This window comes from Ruminococcus turbiniformis, assembly GCF_020687545.1.
Classification (GTDB): domain Bacteria; phylum Bacillota; class Clostridia; order Lachnospirales; family Lachnospiraceae; genus Mediterraneibacter; species Mediterraneibacter turbiniformis.
Genome location: NZ_JAJEQX010000004.1, coordinates 1 through 16,028, shown reverse-complemented (window position 1 = coordinate 16,028; position 16,028 = coordinate 1). Strand labels below are relative to the sequence as shown.

Below are 16,028 nucleotides of genomic sequence, written 5' to 3'. Positions count from 1 at the left end.
TGTAATGATAACAGAGATACTGAACAGACAGCAAAGACATGAAAAAACTGCAGAACAGGGAGGTCATTATGCCGGTTTTTGATTTCAACAATACCCCAGAAAACGCGAAGGAGCCTGAATGCACTTATGAAGTATTTTATTCCAGTGTATCTCAGACATCTCCGGAGCACCCCATTCTCATACTGGACAACCATGCCGGACAGTTAAAGCATCACACAAGCGGCATGTTTACAAATCCGATCCGCAAGACAGCTTTTGAGTTCAAAGGGACGGACGGCACAGCCAGCGCGGATATTGTGAAAATCGACGCGCGGTTTGTAAGTCTTTTAAAATGGCTTGGAGAGAGTCATATCAACGTGCGCCTGTCGGGAGCAGATACGGAGGAAGGATATGCAGTGTACAAAATCCGTGAGATCGCATTTGGCGGCGCCGGAAAGCTTTCTGCCGAGGACGGATTCCTTCAGTTTATGATAGAACGTCTCCTTTCAAGCGACGCGCCATCGGAGGATATTCCTGATGAGGAAGAGGAGGAGAGCGGTGACAGCATGAAGCTTACAAGTATTCAGAGCATCACTGACTTTATGAACTGTGCCGGCCGGACCCTCCCGGATAATATCCGGCTCTGGGCCAGGAGAAATCTGGCAGTTGCCCGCTCCCAGGAAGTATCTGCGGAAGAGCGGCGGCATGCCCAGAGGGCTCTTTCCATCATGATGAATATTCAGTGGAAGGGAAACTATTTTCCATCTGTTGATCCGGATGAGGCGAAGAGGATTCTGGATGAGGAACTCTACGGCATGGAACGGGTAAAGCAGCGTATTATTGAGACAATTATCCAGATCAACCGTACCCATACGCTGCCCGCCTACGGCCTGCTTCTGATCGGGCCTGCCGGGACCGGAAAATCGCAGATTGCCTATGCAGTTGCCCGTATCCTGAAACTGCCATGGACGACGCTTGATATGAGTTCTATCAATGATCCGGAACAGCTTACCGGAAGTTCGAGGATCTACGCCAACGCAAAACCGGGAATTATTATGGACGCTTTTTCCATGGCGGGGGAGTCTAATCTTGTCTTTATCATAAACGAGCTTGACAAAGCTGCGTCAGGAAAAGGAAACGGCAATCCCGCCGATGTGCTTCTGACACTGCTTGACAATCTCGGCTTCACGGACAACTATATTGAATGCATGATCCCGACAGTCGGGGTTTATCCCATTGCCACGGCAAATGATAAGGAACAGATCAGCGCGCCGCTTATGTCCCGGTTTGCGGTCATTGAGATTCCGGATTATACACCTGAGGAAAAGAAGGTGATCTTTTCCAGATATGCTCTTCCGAAAGTGCTGAGGCGTATCGGCATGAGGGAAGATGAATGTACGCTGACTCCGGATGGGCTTGAGGCAGTGATTGACCTGCATCGGAACACAAGCGGCATCCGTGACCTGGAACAGGCGGCGGAACATATTGCCGCGAATGCGCTTTACCAGATCGAAGTAAACCATGTGGAACAGGTTCGGTTTGACAGTGCGATGGTGAAGGAACTTCTGGGATAGTTCAAAAATTTGGACAGTTCAAAGGGATATTGAATTATGGGACATTTTTATTTTGTAAGACATGGTCAGACTGTGTGGAATGTGGAAAATAAGATCTGCGGAGCCACGGACATCGCCCTTACAGAGTACGGCCACCAGCAGGCGATTGAGACCGGAAAGAAGATTCTGGAAGAGAAAATCCATGCGGATGAAATCCTTTATTCACCGCTGATCCGTGCGGCGGAGACGGCAAGGCACATTTCCGAGGTCACCGGGATACCGGCCCGCGTGGAGCCGCGCCTGACAGAACAGAATTTCGGGAAGTGGGAGTCTACGCCAAGAGACGGAGCAGACTTTAAGAAAGCGAAAGAAATGTTCGCCTGCCGGAACGGGAATGGTGAGTCCACACTTCAGCTGGCTCAGAGAATTTATAATCTTCTCGATGATATAAGAAAAGAATCTGACAAAAAGACATACATTCTTGTGGCGCACAACGGCATCGCCCGCGTTGTCCAGTCGTATTTTACAGATATGACAAACGAGGAGTATGCGGCATTCGGGGTGAAGAACTGCGAAGTGCTTAAATATGAATTCCCCGGGGAGCAGTGAGGAGAGCAGGACAGGAAAAAGATCGAAATCGGAGGAAGCGCAGATGGAAAATGAAAAAGTATTCTCCATGAAATTTTCAAAAATGTACCCTTATCTGATCCAGAAGGCAGAGCGGAAAAACAGAGCAAAAGAAGAGGTTTTTGAAGTGACATCATGGCTGACCGGATACACAGCCCGGGAGATCGAAGAGATGATGGAGGGCGACATCACCTACGGTGATTTTTTCAGAAACGCGCCGGAGATCAACCCGAACGCATCTCTGATTAAGGGGAGTGTCTGCGGAGTGAAGCTGGAAACGATCGAGGATCCTCTGATGAAGCAGATCCGGTATCTGGACAAGCTTGTGGACGAGCTGGCAAAAGGAAAGACAATGGAAAAAATTCTGAGAAAGTAAAATATCCCGATAGAAGCATGTAAGGTGAAAGGAAATAGTAATGGCACTGTACGCACTGGGAGACCTGCACCTGAGTTTTCAGACAGATAAATCGATGGATCGATTCGGGAGAGTCTGGAAGCATCATGAACGTAAAATTGAGAAATATGTAAACAAAACCGTAAAACCGGAGGATACTCTGGTATTCACCGGGGATCACTCCTGGGGCAGAAAGCTTGAGGAGTGCCGGGAGGATCTCGCCTTTATTGAACGGCTTCCCGGGCGGAAGATCCTTCTGCGGGGCAACCACGACATGTTCTGGGACGCGAAGAAGACGGAGCGCCTGAATGAAGAATATAAAGGCCGGCTCTTTTTCCTTCAGAATAATTTTGCTTCATACGGGGAATATGCGCTTGTCGGAACAAAGGGCTATACTTTTGAGGGCCCCTTTTATCTGGATCCGTGGGGAAATATTACCGGATGGGATGAAGCGAGAGAGGAGCACGCGAAAAAGCTTGTCGCCAGGGAAATAGAACGGCTGCGGGAGTCGTTTCGTCAGGCTGAAGCGGCGGGATACCGGAAATATATCATGTTCCTTCACTATCCGCCGACGAATATTCTCGAGGAGACATCCCCCTTCACCGAGATTGCGGAAGAGTACGGCGTCACTGCGGTTGTGTATTCGCACTGCCACGGAGAACGCCGGTTCGGCGACAGCATCCGGGGGATGTTCCACGGGATCAATTACATGCTTGTATCTGGGGATTATCTTGGTTTTCACCCGGCGGCTGTGCTGCCGTGATGGGGATTATACACGCATTTATTTTGAAAACATCCGGCAGATCCAGGCGCCCGGCGAACCCGATGAGGAGATTGCAATGTGGCCGGAACTGGTTCATAAGTGGCTCATAAAGCAGTTTAAAAAATGAGACTCTTTGTGTAATCAGATGAACAACGTTTTCCGCAAAAGAAATCCTCTTCAAAAAGCCGCACGTATGTGATAGAATAGGCCTGCGGGCGTCTGATCGGAACAGACGCAAAAGAGGAGGAACCAGAAAATGAAAATAGCAGTAACTTACGACAACGGGAATATTTTCCAGCACTTTGGAAAAACCGAGTTTTTCAAAGTGTATGAAGTGGAAGACAACAAGATCGTTTCCAGCGAGGTCATCGGCTCCAACGGAGCCGGACACGGTGCTCTGGCGGGACTTCTGTCAGAACAGAACGTAGACGTGCTGATCTGCGGAGGCATCGGAGGAGGCGCACAGGCTGCACTTGCAGAGGCGGGAGTTGAGCTCTGCGCCGGCGCACAGGGCGATGCAGACCAGGCAGTGGAAGCATATTTAAAAGGAGAGCTTGTCTCTACAGGGGCGAACTGTGACCACCATCATGAGGACGGACACAGCTGCGGCGACCACGGAGACGGACACTCCTGCGGACATCACGAGGACGGCCATTCCTGCGGATCAGGCTGCGGAGGCGGATGCGGCGCAGCACCGGCTCTTACAGGACGCAACGTGGGAAAGACATGCCGGACGCACTACAGAGGAACGTTCAACGACGGCACACAGTTTGACTCTTCCTATGACCGCGGGGAACCGCTGGAGTTTGTCTGCGGCGCAGGACAGATGATCCGGGGATTCGACGCGGCTGTAGCGGATATGGAAGTGGGCCAGGTTGTTGATGTACACCTGATGCCGGAGGAAGCTTACGGGATGCCGGATCCGAATGCCATCTTCACAGTGGAGATCTCACAGCTTCCCGGCTCGGAAGATCTCACCGTCGGACAGCAGGTTTATCTTTCCAACCAGTATGGACAGCCCTTCCCTGTGAAAGTGACAGCAAAAGAAGAGACAACGATTACGTTTGATGCCAACCACGAGATGGCAGGCAAAGAGCTGAACTTCCGGATCGAACTGGTAGAAGTAAAATGAGCAGAATCCGGATCATAAAAAAATACCGGCTTGAGAAGATGCAGGAGTAGGAAAAGCTCCTGCATCTTTTTTTTAATATAATTAATTTTCTTCTTCTTTTTATCAGAGTAACGTGATATAATGGTCTGGACTGCGTTAAGAAGTCGTTAAAAAAATATCAGAAAGGAATGAACATCATGGACAACAAGAATGAGTTCAAACCGTATATTCCTGCAGACAAAGTCGTTCCGGAATTTACGGTCACATCCATCGTGATTGGTATCATCCTTGCGGTTGTATTCGGTGCAGCGAATGCATATCTCGGACTCCTCGTTGGCATGACAATTTCCGCTTCTATTCCGGCGGCAGTTATCTCAATGGGAATTATCCGTGTGATCCTCCGCAGAGATTCCATTCTCGAAAACAACATTGTGCAGACAATCGGATCTGCTGGTGAGTCTCTGGCAGCAGGAGCGATCTTTACACTTCCTGCATTATTCCTGTGGGCAGAGGAAGGCAAGATCGAATTCCCGAGCATGATAACAATTTTCTTTATCGCTCTGTTCGGCGGTCTCCTGGGCGTATGCTTCATGGTTCCGCTTCGTCAGGCTCTTGTCGTTGAAGAACACGGAACCCTTCCGTTTCCGGAGGGAACTGCATGCGCAGAAGTACTTCTCGCGGGTGAAGAAGGCGGCGCTAAAGCCGGTACAGTCTTCACAGGACTCGGAATTGCGGCATTTTATAAATTTGTCGCCGACGGATTAAAACTTTTCCCGAGCGAGATCGGCTATGCATTCAAAGGTTATGCCGGTTCACAGATCGGTATCCAGGTACTTCCTTCGCTTGCCGGTGTCGGATTTATCTGCGGACCTAAGATTGCAAGTTATATGCTTGCCGGCGGTGCTTTGAGCTGGTTCGTACTTATGCCGGCGATCGCTCTGTTCGGCGGAGATGCTACGATCTTCCCGGGTACAGATCCGATTTCCACTATGGCGCCCGATGACATTTGGGGCAATTACATCAAATATATCGGTGCTGGTGCTGTGGCAACAGGCGGTATTATCAGTCTGATCAAGACTTTCCCGCTGATTATCCGGACATTTAAACAGGCAATGGCAAGTATGAGCAGAAAGCACGCACAGGAGAATTCACTGCGTACACAGCGGGATCTTCCGATGCCGGTGCTGCTCGTTATCCTTGCAGCCATCGTTATTCTGATCTGGATCATCCCGACATTCCCGGTAAGCCCGTTCGGCTCACTGCTCATCGTGATCTTCGGATTCTTCTTTGCATCCGTATCTTCACGTATGGTCGGTCTGATCGGTTCTTCCAACAACCCGGTATCCGGTATGGCGATCGCTACGCTGATCATTGCAACACTGGTCCTGAAAGCTACAGGAACAGACGGCACGACAGGTATGGTAGGCGCTATCGCAATCGGAGGCGTTATCTGTATTATCGCTGCGATTGCGGGAGATACATCACAGGATTTGAAGACCGGTTTCATCGTAGGTGCTACACCGAGGAACCAGCAGCTTGCTGAGATGATCGGTGTTGTTGTGTCCGCAGCAGCAATTGGAGGGGTTCTTTACCTGCTGAATGAGGCTTGGGGCTACGGCGGCGAGGAGATTCCGGCTGCTCAGGCTACTATGATGAAGATGCTCGTGGAAGGTATCATGAATGCAGATCTGCCGTGGGCTCTGATCTTTATCGGAGTCTTTGTGGCAATTACTGTTGAAATTCTGAAAGTTCCGGTAATGCCGTTCGCAGTTGGCATGTATCTTCCGTTCAGCTTAAGTGCGGGTATTATGGCAGGCGGCGTTGTCCGCTTTATCGTTGAGAAGATCAAAGGTACGGACGAGGAGAAGAAAGATCGTGCAGACAGAGGAGTTCTCTTTACTTCCGGTATGATCGCCGGAGAGGGTATCATGGGTATTGTTCTCGCAGTTCTCGCAGTTCTTGAAGTGGATTCTGCAATCGATGTGGCTGCAAAACTGAATATCTCGGTTCCTCAGATTGTCAGTCTGGTTATCTTTATCTTCCTTCTGGCTTACCTGTACAGAGTATGCATGAAGAAATCAAAATAAGCAGGAAATTCTGCATAATTGCGGAAGCCGGATAACCGGCGCGGTAACAGCCTGTATCCTGCAGGCTGTTTCTTCCAGCGGTATGATACTTTGTGGTCAGCAGGCCGTACCGGGGCTCTCATGGGAGCCCCGGGTGTGAGCCGAGTGTAAGGAAAAGGAGAGGGCGTCTCTAAAAATCATGAGCAAAAAAATCAGTAAAAATTATCTGGATTATATTCCGGAGAAAAATCCGGGAATTGAATACGAAACCGCGGAGGACGGCATGGTCACTTTGTTTATCGAGTGGAAGGGATTTCACAACCGGATCGCTCAGAAAATATTCCACCGTCCGAGAATCAGTGATATTAAGATGGATGAGCTCGGCAGCTTTGTCTGGCTTGCAATTGACGGACAGAAGGATGTACATCAGCTTTCAAAAGAGTTTGATGAAAAATTTCCCGGGAAGGAAAAGTCATTGTCAAGGCTGATCAAATTTCTGGAAATCCTGCGCGACAATAACCTGATTCACTGGAAAGGAGCGAAGAAACGGTAATGCTTCAATATATTCCATTTGTACTTCTGTTTGCCCTGGCCACGGCAATCCTCTATGTCTGGGGAATGTGGCGCGCCATGCGCCAGAAGCAGGATCTTTCCAATATGCTCAGCGCCAAAGGCATTTCCAGAGTAAAGAAGGCACTGAAAAAAAGCGGCCCGCTGACGAGAAAAGAACTGGAGCCGTTCGTGAAAGAACTGACTGCCCGCCAGCCATTTTCAAAAGAACAGATCGGAGTAACCGAACCTAATAAATTCCTCGATTCCATTTTGCCGTATATGGTCCGGCAGAAAATGATCCGGGAGGAGAAAAGAGGGGAAAAGACTGTCTATCAGTTAAATAAATAACTGGCAGGCAGTCTTTTCCTTTGCTTCAACGTGCCTTTTATTTTTTTAAATGAAAATATTCTGAAAAACAAGAAGATAATATCTTCATGTTATCTCTTTGATTGATTGCGCCAGTAGTCAGCGTCATTTCTTCTTTGCTGAGCTGCCCGGTCTTTTCCACGGAGTGCAGCATCTCGTGCATCCCATTCCGCTTTTTTCTGCATATCCTGAGCGTGCCAGCGATTCCATGCATCCTGATTAGCCTTTTTCTGCCTTTCCTGATACGAAGTGTTGTTTGAACCACTGGAACCCATGAAAGCGTTACCGACTCCATTTGCAAAACCTTCCAGGTTGCTGTTCATAGAATTATTCATTGATTTCATAGCTCCGAAAAGCAGGCTCTTTTTCTTCTTCTTTTTACCAGTCGGTGCGGATGCGGTCTGTGTGTTTGTCTGGTACTTATTCATCACATTTTGATATGCTTGTGCTCGAATCAGTTCGTCATTTGTTGTCTTTTTTACATTCAAAAGTGCAAGTATAAAGCATAATACAAGCGAACCATATCTGTACAAGTCAGTGCTTAAAAAGCTCATATCCGCGTCAGATGACAGAGCGCCCAGTATGTAAATCACAGCATATAATACAATCCAAAAAATCCCTGTCCTGATGATAATTTTTAAAGGGTGGTGGAAAATACACCATAAAATTGAACGTTCTTCCATTTCGATTCCTCCAATTCGTTATCTACGTGATTGATTACGCCAGTAATCAGCATCATTCTGTCTTTCTTGTGAAGCTCTGCCTTTACCACGATTGCAGCATTCCTTGCATCCCACTCTGCCTTTTTCTGCATATTCTGAGCATACCAGCGTTTGTAACCGTCTTGGCTATAATTTTCAGCGGATGGTGGAATATACACCGCAATACAGAACGCTTGATTAACGGTCTTTACGCCGCAACCCTAGTCTCATAGAGTATGTCCAGTCTATGAAACTGTCCAGCAAACGGTTCCCCCACATAAAATTCATCCCTCCTCGGTATTTTTAATAATAACTATTATATAACATGAAATACATGACATACAATAGATACATTGCTTACTTCACATACAAAATATTCACAGTATATTCACCATCTTCATATGCAATTTCGTATTTGTAGTCACCTGCTTTCAGTGTTCCCACTGTAACCGGATAAAATGCCTTTTCTTCAGAGTCATAAAGAACAGCTGTGTCAACGAGTTCTCCCTTCGTTACATCATGGATTTTTTGTATGTAGTCATCACAAAAACTCTCTTTTTCTTATACGGGTGGTTTTTCATTTGCGGTTGGAACCAACGGACAAACTGCCAGCAGGGAAAAGCCCTGCCTGTCCCTTCGGGAACTGGATAGGCAGACCGGCCATGATTTGGATTCTTTATCTAATCCTACTGGAAAAAACATGACAGTGGAGGAACTGGCAGAAAGGTATCTGTCAACGAAAACCAATGCAGGAACCAGGAAGCTGCCTATGTCCGAAGACGTATTCCGGTGTTTCCAGGCTATCATCGAGGACCGGGAAGCACCAAGGTATGAGAGAGTGGTGGACGGATACACAGGCTTTCTGTTTACGGATAAAGAGGGCCTTCCGTTGGTGGCGATGCATTGGGAGCATCGATTTAACCATATGGTAAAACGATACAACGACATTTACCGGGTTCAGATGCCGAATATCACACCCCATGTCTGCCGTCACACTTACTGCAGCAATATGGCGAAGTCAGGCATGAATCCAAAGACACTCCAGTATCTGATGGGGCATAGCGATATTGGAGTAACGCTGAACACCTATACCCATCTGGGCCTTGAGGATGCCGTGGATGAGTTGAAGCGGGTGGAAGAACTGGAGAATGCCAGGAAGAAAATGGAAAAGATAAACGGAGAGGGGACAGTTTCACAGAAAATGTTCCGGGCGATATAATATAGAAAGGATGAAGGCGTTCTGCTATGGCAGGGCGTTTTTTCATAACCAGATAGTCCTATCCAGTTCTACAGAATTATGCTAAAATAGGACGGTAGTAACACACCCCCATTCTTACTACGTTTTTACTACTTTTGACGGCCTCAATTTGCCCCGATTCGCTTATTCTGTGATTGTTTTAACAATTTCAGCGGCAGCTACATACTTGGCAAATCGCGGCAAAACAGGGTGGGAGAGGCAGAGGGGGACTACGGATTTACTACTACTGAGGAAAGAAAAGTGAATAATGTGAAAGCATTGATCCGGGAGAGTCAAGGGCATCTGCGGGATCTTTTTGCATTATTCCGATAAACGCTGAATATTATTCCGATAGCGTTGCTATTGTTCCGATAATGGGGTATATTATTATCTAAGCGAGGTGAAATACTTATGTATATGTCAGTGAAACAAGCAGCAGAGAAGTGGGGAATTTCAGACAGAAGAGTACGGGTCTTATGCTTAGAAGGAAAAATCCCGGGAGTTATCCGTGTGGGACGTAGTTGGAAGATTCCGGAAGAGGCAAAGAAACCGGAGGATGGTCGATATAGATCTGCAGAAAGTCTGTTAGAGATGATTGACCGAAAGAAAGCAGAATTGGACACCAGGCGCCCATTGACAGAAGGAGAGGCAGAGCGTCTTACAGAAGAATTTGTGGTGGAGTATACCTATAATTCCAATGCGATTGAAGGTAATACGCTGACCTTGCGAGAAACAGATATGGTGCTGCGTGGTCTCACGATTGATCAAAAACCTCTCAAAGACCATATGGAGGCGGTCGGACATAAAGAAGCTTTTTATTTTGTGCAGGATCTGGTAAAGGAGCAGGTGCCATTATCAGAGAGTGTGATAAAGCAGATTCATTATCTGGTACTGGCGGATAAAAAAGATGACCGTGGGGTTTACAGAAGAGTTCCAGTAAGAATTATGGGGGCAAAACATGAACCGGTACAGCCTTATCTTATTCAACCTAAGATGGAGCAGTTGCTGGAAGCTTATAGAAACAGCACCGAGCATATCATTCCCAGGCTCGCACAGTTCCATATTGAATTTGAAGGCATTCATCCGTTTATAGACGGTAATGGTCGTACGGGGCGGCTGCTTGTAAATCTGGAACTGATGAAAGCAGGATATCCGCCGATTGATATTAAATTTACAGATCGGGTTGCTTATTACAATGCTTTTGATGAATATCATGTAAATCATAATCTGAATGCGATGGAAAAGTTGTTTGCTGGGTATGTGAGTACAAGATTAGACAGCTATCTGGCAATGTTGGAAGAATGAAAATATTGTGGAGGTGTGTGGGAATGTTTGTTTCAGAATATCTAGGTTTAGACGATGAATTGGATAAAATGGGGGTATTTGATTGTGTCCTAGATAATGACAGTAGATTTTTTATTATTCTTTAATATCCTCAATCGACGCACCGCAGCCTTTCAAACAGGCAATCCCCTGCATCCAGTTAACGGATTCTTCGTTAAAAATGCGGCGGTTTCCCTTATCTCTCTGGCAGGGCAAAAGATTGATGTCGGTATAATATCGGATTGTATGCTCTGTCATATTGAACATTTCGGCAAATTGTTTCAATGAATAAATCATAGTACATCACTCCCGGATAAAAGTTTTATCGGTTTCTCGGTCGGAAATATTATCAGATAAATAACGCTCTACTTTCATGTGCAGGTCATATTTTTCACGCATTCGCATTATTTTCTCCATCATAGAAGAAGCATGGTGAAAATCGAGTGCCTGTTGGTCTGTCCAACTATCAATTAAAAGTACCGACTCTTTATCTTCCATAGGGAAAAAATATTCATAACGAAGATTGCCTGCTTCTGAACGAATATCATGGACTATACCACTTTGAACCATTTCCTCAGCAAATCGCCTTGCGTTCCCATTCATGCCTGTATAATAGATGTTAATCGTGATTGCCATTGTGATTTCCTTTCCGATTTTTATAAAAATTTCAAAAAAGCCTTGACTTCGAGTTACCCGAACTTGTTATGCTTATCTTAGCACAAATAGGAATCCTGCTCAAGTGCTTCAATATGAATCGATGAAGTAAACGAATTGTCAGTTGAAATGAAAAAGATCGTCCCCAAAATAATGTGACTTCAGACTTGTTTTCTTAATCATACAACTGGCGTTTCTTTTTTTCAAGATTATAGATTCCCGATCTGTTCTCGGATGGCAAGGATCTTCCGTACGGTGGAATTCCCTCCCAGAGTTCCATGCAAAGCCTCCGCATACCGCTGTACCTCTCTCTGTTTCGCTGTATACTTTTTCCTCTGCGGCTCATCGATCATCCCGTCTGTCCCTGTTGCCGCGCATATTTCCAGCTCTCGCTCCCTTCGGTAATTCACAAGGTCGATCACTTTTTCCCGTCCATAATTACGGATAAAACAACGCAGCTTGCACATCCGGTCTGAACCCGTCTCACTCCATCCCATAGGTCTTGAACTCATCCGCTCAGATAAAACGCTGCTCACATGTCCTTCCGCGCTGCACCCCAGTACGTGCTTATCATGGAATGCCCTCTGGATATACTCCCAGTTTCCAACAAGATATGTCCTGCAGTCTTCTACCGCGCGTTCGCTCCCTTCACAGTGGTTCCGGATCCGGGTCAGGAGCTTTTTGGCTGCCAGAAGCTTATTTTTATAAATATACTTATAGAACCGTCCTTTTGTGACCCCTTCTTCATCCAGCGTATACCGGGCTACCCGGTTGATGTATTTCATCAGATGGAACCGGTCTGCCACAAGTCTGCTTTTCCCTACATAGTTGGCAGCTGCACGGATCCAACTCCCGCCATCGCTGTTGATATAAACGCATTTCAGTACATCCAGATCATAATGCTGCCGGATATAAGCATCTACAGATTCCCACAGGGCGGCATTCTGATCCGATCCCGCATAAAGCCCTCCAAAATAGAACGGTGAGATCAGCTTTCTCCTGCCATTGCAGATCTCTTCTTTTCCTTCAAAGAGATAGACCAGCTTGCCGATAAAACATCCCTGTTCATATCCATCTTTCTGCCGATGGATATGATCCTCATCCGCTTCGATATAAAGATATTCGCAGGCTTTCTTTTCCTTTGGCGGCTCTTCCATCTCCGGGATCTCTTTTTCGATGGAGTGGACTTTGTTCATTACCGTCGTCTTTGTGATCGTCTGCCCATTTGTCTTGATTGATTCCGCGGTATGCTGGTAAGAATGGACTTCCGCTTCATTCAAAAGCTTTGCTTCTGCCGCTGCTGTAAATCTTTCTCTATCCGGCAGGTGCAACAGTTCATCCAGGAGACACCGGCTCTTTCCCGTCTGGTCTTTATACAGGGTATGCGTAAAGGTAATATCTCCTACGTGTTTGTGTTTCAAGATATTCACGCTCCTCAGCACTGAGGTTGATAACGATTGATTTTCTTCCCATAGATAGGATACCTCCACCATTTGATGTATGTATTCTATCATGGCCGGAATATAAAATCCAGTTATTTAAAAGATACTACACTAGTATAATATGTATAGTTACTTGACAGTCAAGAGGGAAATGTATGAAAGATAACTATTATAATAAAATATACAAAGCCAAAATACGCAAGTATCCCGGGAGTTATCCGTGAGGGACGTAGTTGAAAGATTTCGGAATCGGCAAAATATATTGTATAATATAGAAGTTTGATGGATTTATTGCCGGTAATGTGATATACTATAGTGTAGATTCATATAGTATTAGATTTGATTGATAACGGAGGAAAGCAGATGCACTACCTTTCAGTTGTTGAAATAGCAAAAAAATGGAATATATCGGAGCGCAGTGTGAGAAATTACTGTGCCCATGGGCGTGTGCAGGGTGCTTTTCTTACCGGAAAGACCTGGAATATTCCGGAGAACGCTGAAAAACCAGAGCGTTCCAATAAAAGGAAAGAACATCCGATTACACTGCTGGATATCTTGCAGGAACAAAAAGCAAGTAAATATTCCGGCGGTATTTACCATAAAACACAAATTGATTTAACGTATAACTCAAACCATATTGAGGGAAGTCGTCTGACCCATGATCAGACCAGATATATTTTTGAAACCAATACCATTGGCGTGGAAAATGAGGTTCTCAACGTAGATGATGTGATTGAAACATCAAATCATTTTCGATGTATTGATATGATTATCGACCATGCAAAAACTGCTTTGACTGAGAAGTTTATTAAGGAACTTCATCTGACTTTAAAAAGCGGAACCAGCGATTCCAGAAAAGACTGGTTTGCAGTGGGGGATTATAAGAAACTGCCCAATGAGGTAGGCGGCATGGATACTACTCTGCCTGAAGAAGTTGCCGGTAAGATGAAAGCATTGCTGACAGAGTACAATGCAAAAGAAGAAAAGACCTTTGAGAATATTCTGAATTTCCATGTAAAGTTTGAGCGAATCCATCCGTTTCAGGACGGTAACGGTCGTGTTGGCAGGCTGATTATGTTCAAAGAATGTTTAAAATATAATATTGTTCCCTTCATTATTGAGGATAACCTGAAGATGTTCTACTATAGAGGATTGAAGGAGTGGGACAATGAAAAAGGCTATCTGACAGATACCTGCCTGACCGCACAGGATCGATATAAGGCGTATTTGGATTATTTCAGAATCCCATATGAAGTAAAGTAGTTTTCAAAGTATCAAAAGTTGGTTCCAAAGTGTCAATTTTACACTTTGGAAGTGATAAATTTTTTTGGAGTGTTAGTTCCGATAATTTTGGATTATGAGAAGCTTTGTTTCTGCCTATTACATGGCAAATCGCGGCAAAACGGGGCAAATCTTAGCAAAACAGGAGGACTTTAAAATATGATACGAGTGCTTTTCATCTGCCACGGCAGTATCTTGAAAAGTCCCCAAAAAGCCAGTAAAATCAATGGCTCTGCGGAGCAAAAGGGCGCTTACTACACCACCACTACACCATTTTTGAAAGCGCCTTGATGTGACAAGTTTTGATATATGAGAACGAAAGCGGCGATATTCCAGAGCAGGAGTATCGCCGCTTGCTGTATGTAGATAAATATGTGCCTTGAGTAAATGCTCATGTGCTATAAAGTAACACACAAGAAATTGACAAGCGACAGCCCCACTATTTTGAGCTATCTCTATGGTTCTCGCCCCATACACATAACTGGTCTAATATTTCCATGAGCGACTGCCCTTTTTCCGATAAACTGTATTCAACTTTGGGCGGTATTTGAGGGTATTCTTTGCGGATTATGAGTTGGTCTTTCTCTAATTCCTTTAGAGAATTACTTAAAGTTTTGTGGGATATAGATTTGATATATCGCTTCAACTCATTATATCGTACTACTTTAAATTCCATAAGGCAGTACAGGATTACCATTTTATATTTTCCGTTAATTAACGACAATGTATAACTAAATCCGGTATCTTCAAAATTTGCATTTGCTATAAAATCTTTAAACATAAATATAACTCTCCTTTTAGATAGTATCTAACTAAAATGTGCGTACTTTATTTTACTTGTATGTGCTGCTATAATTATAACATAAATTTTGGAGGTGTATAGCTTATGAGCAAAAAGATTTGTATTTTGAATGGGAGCCCACGCCCGAATGGAAATACTAAAGCCCTTATAACTCATTTCATAAAGGGAGCAGAAGCCACGGGAAATGAAGTTATATGTTTTGACTTGCAAAAAATGAACATTCATGGTTGCTTAGGTTGTTGTAATGGCGGCAAGGACACAGCAAGCCCGTGTGTTCAAAAAGACGATATGCAGAAGATTTATCCGGCCTACAAGGACGCAGATATTGTGGTTTTAGCTTCTCCTATGTATTACTGGGGAATTAGTGGTCAACTGAAATGTGCGTTCGACCGACTTTTCGCAGTTGCCGAACTGACCCCAAACTATGAAAATCCTAAAAAGGATTGTATTCTACTTATGGCCGCCGAAGGTGATACAGAAAATAATTTCGCACCTGTCAAAGCATTTTATGAGGGGTTAACTTCTCATTTGGGCTGGAAGAATATTGGAATTGTATATGCTGGCGGCAATATGGACGCCGGAGCAATATTAAACAAGCCAAAGCAACTCGAAGAAGCAGAGGCATTAGGTAAATCTATTTTTTAAAGATTGATAGCAAAGCCAGCCGAGCCAGTCAACGGTCAAGATGAACGGCGTATACGCGCCGCCGTTGACAGCCCCGCCCGCCTTTGCTGGAAGGCAATCAAGGGGCGACAGCAAGGAGTGCTGCCGCCCCACACTATTATTCAGAGAGGGGGCATTTCCATGACCGAAGATGAAGCCTACAAAGTGCATATCCAGTACACCTTTAATGCCTTTTGCAAGGTTGTCATTCGTCACGCCGCCATAGATGAAATTTTGAAGCTGCGCCGGAGGTGGGAACAGGAAGTTTCCCTTGACTATCTGATGAATGAGAAGTTTGTCCAGCTTGCCGAGCTGGAGCAGCTTGAAGAATATCTTTTTACCGCCTGCGGCCAGACAGCCGTTCTATACCATGCGGAACTTGCCGCCTGCAAATAGCGGCCTACTACGGCCGGTTTTGCGGAGCAAAACGGCCGCAATGCGGAGCTGAGCGGCCAGGGTTTCTTTTGATTTAAAGACTCCCCATCCCTCATAATGGAAGAATACCGCTGGTGCG

General features: G+C 45.5%; 19 protein-coding genes. 14 read left to right on the top strand and 5 right to left on the bottom strand.

What is annotated here, in order from left to right; genetic code table 11:
- Nucleotides 1–68: 68 nt before the first annotated feature.
- The 8 genes from LKD70_RS03155 to LKD70_RS03120 all read left to right on the top strand — a co-directional run bounded on the left by LKD70_RS03155 (nucleotide 69) and on the right by LKD70_RS03120 (nucleotide 7,393).
- Nucleotides 69–1,553 carry an AAA family ATPase gene (locus tag LKD70_RS03155; RefSeq protein WP_227706600.1) on the top strand — a complete coding sequence of 495 codons (1,485 nt, stop codon included), beginning with the start codon at nucleotides 69–71 and terminating at the stop codon, nucleotides 1,551–1,553.
- 36 nt (nucleotides 1,554–1,589) lie between these two features.
- The gene (locus tag LKD70_RS03150) at nucleotides 1,590–2,141 is read left to right on the top strand and encodes a histidine phosphatase family protein (protein WP_227706599.1); all 552 of its coding nucleotides are present in this window, start codon (nucleotides 1,590–1,592) and stop codon (nucleotides 2,139–2,141) included.
- Between the two features lie 43 nt (nucleotides 2,142–2,184).
- A complete protein-coding gene (locus LKD70_RS03145; RefSeq protein ID WP_227706598.1) occupies nucleotides 2,185–2,535 on the top strand; it encodes a DUF2200 domain-containing protein in 351 nt (116 codons plus the stop codon).
- Between the two features lie 40 nt (nucleotides 2,536–2,575).
- The gene (locus tag LKD70_RS03140; protein ID WP_227706597.1) at nucleotides 2,576–3,316 is read left to right on the top strand and encodes a metallophosphoesterase; all 741 of its coding nucleotides are present in this window, start codon (nucleotides 2,576–2,578) and stop codon (nucleotides 3,314–3,316) included.
- A gap of 256 nt (nucleotides 3,317–3,572) precedes the next feature.
- Nucleotides 3,573–4,448, top strand: a complete 876-nt coding sequence (locus tag LKD70_RS03135; RefSeq protein WP_227706596.1) for a NifB/NifX family molybdenum-iron cluster-binding protein — start codon at nucleotides 3,573–3,575, stop codon at nucleotides 4,446–4,448.
- Nucleotides 4,449–4,624: 176 nt separating this feature from the next.
- Nucleotides 4,625–6,514 (top strand): OPT family oligopeptide transporter, encoded by a 1,890-nt coding sequence (locus tag LKD70_RS03130; protein ID WP_407690890.1) that lies wholly within the window; start codon nucleotides 4,625–4,627, stop codon nucleotides 6,512–6,514.
- 178 nt (nucleotides 6,515–6,692) lie between these two features.
- The gene (locus tag LKD70_RS03125) at nucleotides 6,693–7,046 is read left to right on the top strand and encodes a PqqD family protein (protein WP_227706594.1); all 354 of its coding nucleotides are present in this window, start codon (nucleotides 6,693–6,695) and stop codon (nucleotides 7,044–7,046) included.
- The gene (locus LKD70_RS03120; RefSeq protein ID WP_227706593.1) at nucleotides 7,046–7,393 is read left to right on the top strand and encodes a hypothetical protein; all 348 of its coding nucleotides are present in this window, start codon (nucleotides 7,046–7,048) and stop codon (nucleotides 7,391–7,393) included. The genes LKD70_RS03125 and LKD70_RS03120 overlap by 1 nt, the downstream gene beginning before the upstream one ends.
- 89 nt (nucleotides 7,394–7,482) lie before the next feature.
- Here LKD70_RS03120 and LKD70_RS03115 read toward each other — a convergent pair whose 3' ends face one another.
- The gene (locus LKD70_RS03115) at nucleotides 7,483–8,094 is read right to left on the bottom strand and encodes a hypothetical protein (protein ID WP_227706592.1); all 612 of its coding nucleotides are present in this window, start codon (nucleotides 8,092–8,094) and stop codon (nucleotides 7,483–7,485) included.
- A gap of 718 nt (nucleotides 8,095–8,812) precedes the next feature.
- Between LKD70_RS03115 and LKD70_RS03110 the strand changes: the two genes are divergently transcribed.
- Complete coding sequence (locus LKD70_RS03110; RefSeq protein ID WP_407690889.1) at nucleotides 8,813–9,331, top strand: tyrosine-type recombinase/integrase; 519 nt, start codon at nucleotides 8,813–8,815, stop codon at nucleotides 9,329–9,331.
- Nucleotides 9,332–9,760: 429 nt separating this feature from the next.
- A complete protein-coding gene (locus tag LKD70_RS03105; RefSeq protein WP_227706591.1) occupies nucleotides 9,761–10,654 on the top strand; it encodes a Fic family protein in 894 nt (297 codons plus the stop codon).
- Nucleotides 10,655–10,768: 114 nt separating this feature from the next.
- Here the strand turns inward: LKD70_RS03105 and LKD70_RS03100 are convergent, their stop codons facing one another.
- From LKD70_RS03100 to LKD70_RS03090, 3 genes are all read right to left on the bottom strand, one after another.
- Nucleotides 10,769–10,969: a MerR family transcriptional regulator gene (locus LKD70_RS03100; protein ID WP_227706590.1), complete on the bottom strand. Its 201-nt coding sequence runs from the start codon at nucleotides 10,967–10,969 to the stop codon at nucleotides 10,769–10,771.
- Nucleotides 10,970–10,975: 6 nt separating this feature from the next.
- Nucleotides 10,976–11,308, bottom strand: coding sequence for a putative quinol monooxygenase (locus LKD70_RS03095; RefSeq protein WP_227706589.1), 333 nt, complete (start codon nucleotides 11,306–11,308; stop codon nucleotides 10,976–10,978).
- A 227-nt stretch (nucleotides 11,309–11,535) separates the two neighbouring features.
- A complete protein-coding gene (locus LKD70_RS03090) occupies nucleotides 11,536–12,747 on the bottom strand; it encodes an ISLre2 family transposase (protein WP_227706588.1) in 1,212 nt (403 codons plus the stop codon).
- Between the two features lie 384 nt (nucleotides 12,748–13,131).
- Here LKD70_RS03090 and LKD70_RS03085 point away from each other — a divergent pair, with 384 nt between their 5' ends.
- Together LKD70_RS03085 and LKD70_RS18500 are read left to right on the top strand one after the other, a co-directional pair.
- Nucleotides 13,132–14,031 (top strand): Fic family protein, encoded by a 900-nt coding sequence (locus LKD70_RS03085; protein ID WP_227706587.1) that lies wholly within the window; start codon nucleotides 13,132–13,134, stop codon nucleotides 14,029–14,031.
- Between the two features lie 177 nt (nucleotides 14,032–14,208).
- On the top strand, nucleotides 14,209–14,340 hold the full coding sequence (locus LKD70_RS18500) for a hypothetical protein (RefSeq protein WP_265104732.1): 132 nt from the start codon (nucleotides 14,209–14,211) through the stop codon (nucleotides 14,338–14,340).
- A 148-nt stretch (nucleotides 14,341–14,488) separates the two neighbouring features.
- Here LKD70_RS18500 and LKD70_RS03080 read toward each other — a convergent pair whose 3' ends face one another.
- On the bottom strand, nucleotides 14,489–14,830 hold the full coding sequence (locus LKD70_RS03080) for a winged helix-turn-helix transcriptional regulator (RefSeq protein ID WP_191493666.1): 342 nt from the start codon (nucleotides 14,828–14,830) through the stop codon (nucleotides 14,489–14,491).
- A 105-nt stretch (nucleotides 14,831–14,935) separates the two neighbouring features.
- Here LKD70_RS03080 and LKD70_RS03075 point away from each other — a divergent pair, with 105 nt between their 5' ends.
- Both LKD70_RS03075 and LKD70_RS03070 read left to right on the top strand, forming a co-directional pair.
- Nucleotides 14,936–15,496 (top strand): flavodoxin family protein, encoded by a 561-nt coding sequence (locus LKD70_RS03075; RefSeq protein WP_227706586.1) that lies wholly within the window; start codon nucleotides 14,936–14,938, stop codon nucleotides 15,494–15,496.
- A 159-nt stretch (nucleotides 15,497–15,655) separates the two neighbouring features.
- Entirely contained in the window at nucleotides 15,656–15,910 is a 255-nt protein-coding gene (locus tag LKD70_RS03070; RefSeq protein ID WP_265104731.1) for a hypothetical protein, read from the top strand.
- Nucleotides 15,911–16,028: the final 118 nt, after the last annotated feature.

Excerpts from the sequence above, each read along its gene's own strand:
- LKD70_RS03080 (WP_191493666.1), bottom strand. The coding sequence starts at position 14,830 with ATGTTTAAAGATTTTATAGCAAATGCAAATTTTGAAGATACCGGATTT.
- LKD70_RS18500 (WP_265104732.1), top strand. The coding sequence starts at position 14,209 with ATGATACGAGTGCTTTTCATCTGCCACGGCAGTATCTTGAAAAGTCCC.
- LKD70_RS03075 (WP_227706586.1), top strand. The coding sequence starts at position 14,936 with ATGAGCAAAAAGATTTGTATTTTGAATGGGAGCCCACGCCCGAATGGA.
- LKD70_RS03115 (WP_227706592.1), bottom strand. The coding sequence starts at position 8,094 with ATGGAAGAACGTTCAATTTTATGGTGTATTTTCCACCACCCTTTAAAA.
- LKD70_RS03130 (WP_407690890.1), top strand. The coding sequence starts at position 4,625 with ATGGACAACAAGAATGAGTTCAAACCGTATATTCCTGCAGACAAAGTC.
- LKD70_RS03100 (WP_227706590.1), bottom strand. The coding sequence starts at position 10,969 with ATGATTTATTCATTGAAACAATTTGCCGAAATGTTCAATATGACAGAG.
- LKD70_RS03095 (WP_227706589.1), bottom strand. The coding sequence starts at position 11,308 with ATGGCAATCACGATTAACATCTATTATACAGGCATGAATGGGAACGCA.
- LKD70_RS03150 (WP_227706599.1), top strand. The coding sequence starts at position 1,590 with ATGGGACATTTTTATTTTGTAAGACATGGTCAGACTGTGTGGAATGTG.
- LKD70_RS03135 (WP_227706596.1), top strand. The coding sequence starts at position 3,573 with ATGAAAATAGCAGTAACTTACGACAACGGGAATATTTTCCAGCACTTT.
- LKD70_RS03140 (WP_227706597.1), top strand. The coding sequence starts at position 2,576 with ATGGCACTGTACGCACTGGGAGACCTGCACCTGAGTTTTCAGACAGAT.
- LKD70_RS03070 (WP_265104731.1), top strand. The coding sequence starts at position 15,656 with ATGACCGAAGATGAAGCCTACAAAGTGCATATCCAGTACACCTTTAAT.
- LKD70_RS03145 (WP_227706598.1), top strand. The coding sequence starts at position 2,185 with ATGGAAAATGAAAAAGTATTCTCCATGAAATTTTCAAAAATGTACCCT.
- LKD70_RS03120 (WP_227706593.1), top strand. The coding sequence starts at position 7,046 with ATGCTTCAATATATTCCATTTGTACTTCTGTTTGCCCTGGCCACGGCA.
- LKD70_RS03110 (WP_407690889.1), top strand. The coding sequence starts at position 8,813 with ATGACAGTGGAGGAACTGGCAGAAAGGTATCTGTCAACGAAAACCAAT.
- LKD70_RS03125 (WP_227706594.1), top strand. The coding sequence starts at position 6,693 with ATGAGCAAAAAAATCAGTAAAAATTATCTGGATTATATTCCGGAGAAA.
- LKD70_RS03085 (WP_227706587.1), top strand. The coding sequence starts at position 13,132 with ATGCACTACCTTTCAGTTGTTGAAATAGCAAAAAAATGGAATATATCG.
- LKD70_RS03155 (WP_227706600.1), top strand. The coding sequence starts at position 69 with ATGCCGGTTTTTGATTTCAACAATACCCCAGAAAACGCGAAGGAGCCT.
- LKD70_RS03105 (WP_227706591.1), top strand. The coding sequence starts at position 9,761 with ATGTATATGTCAGTGAAACAAGCAGCAGAGAAGTGGGGAATTTCAGAC.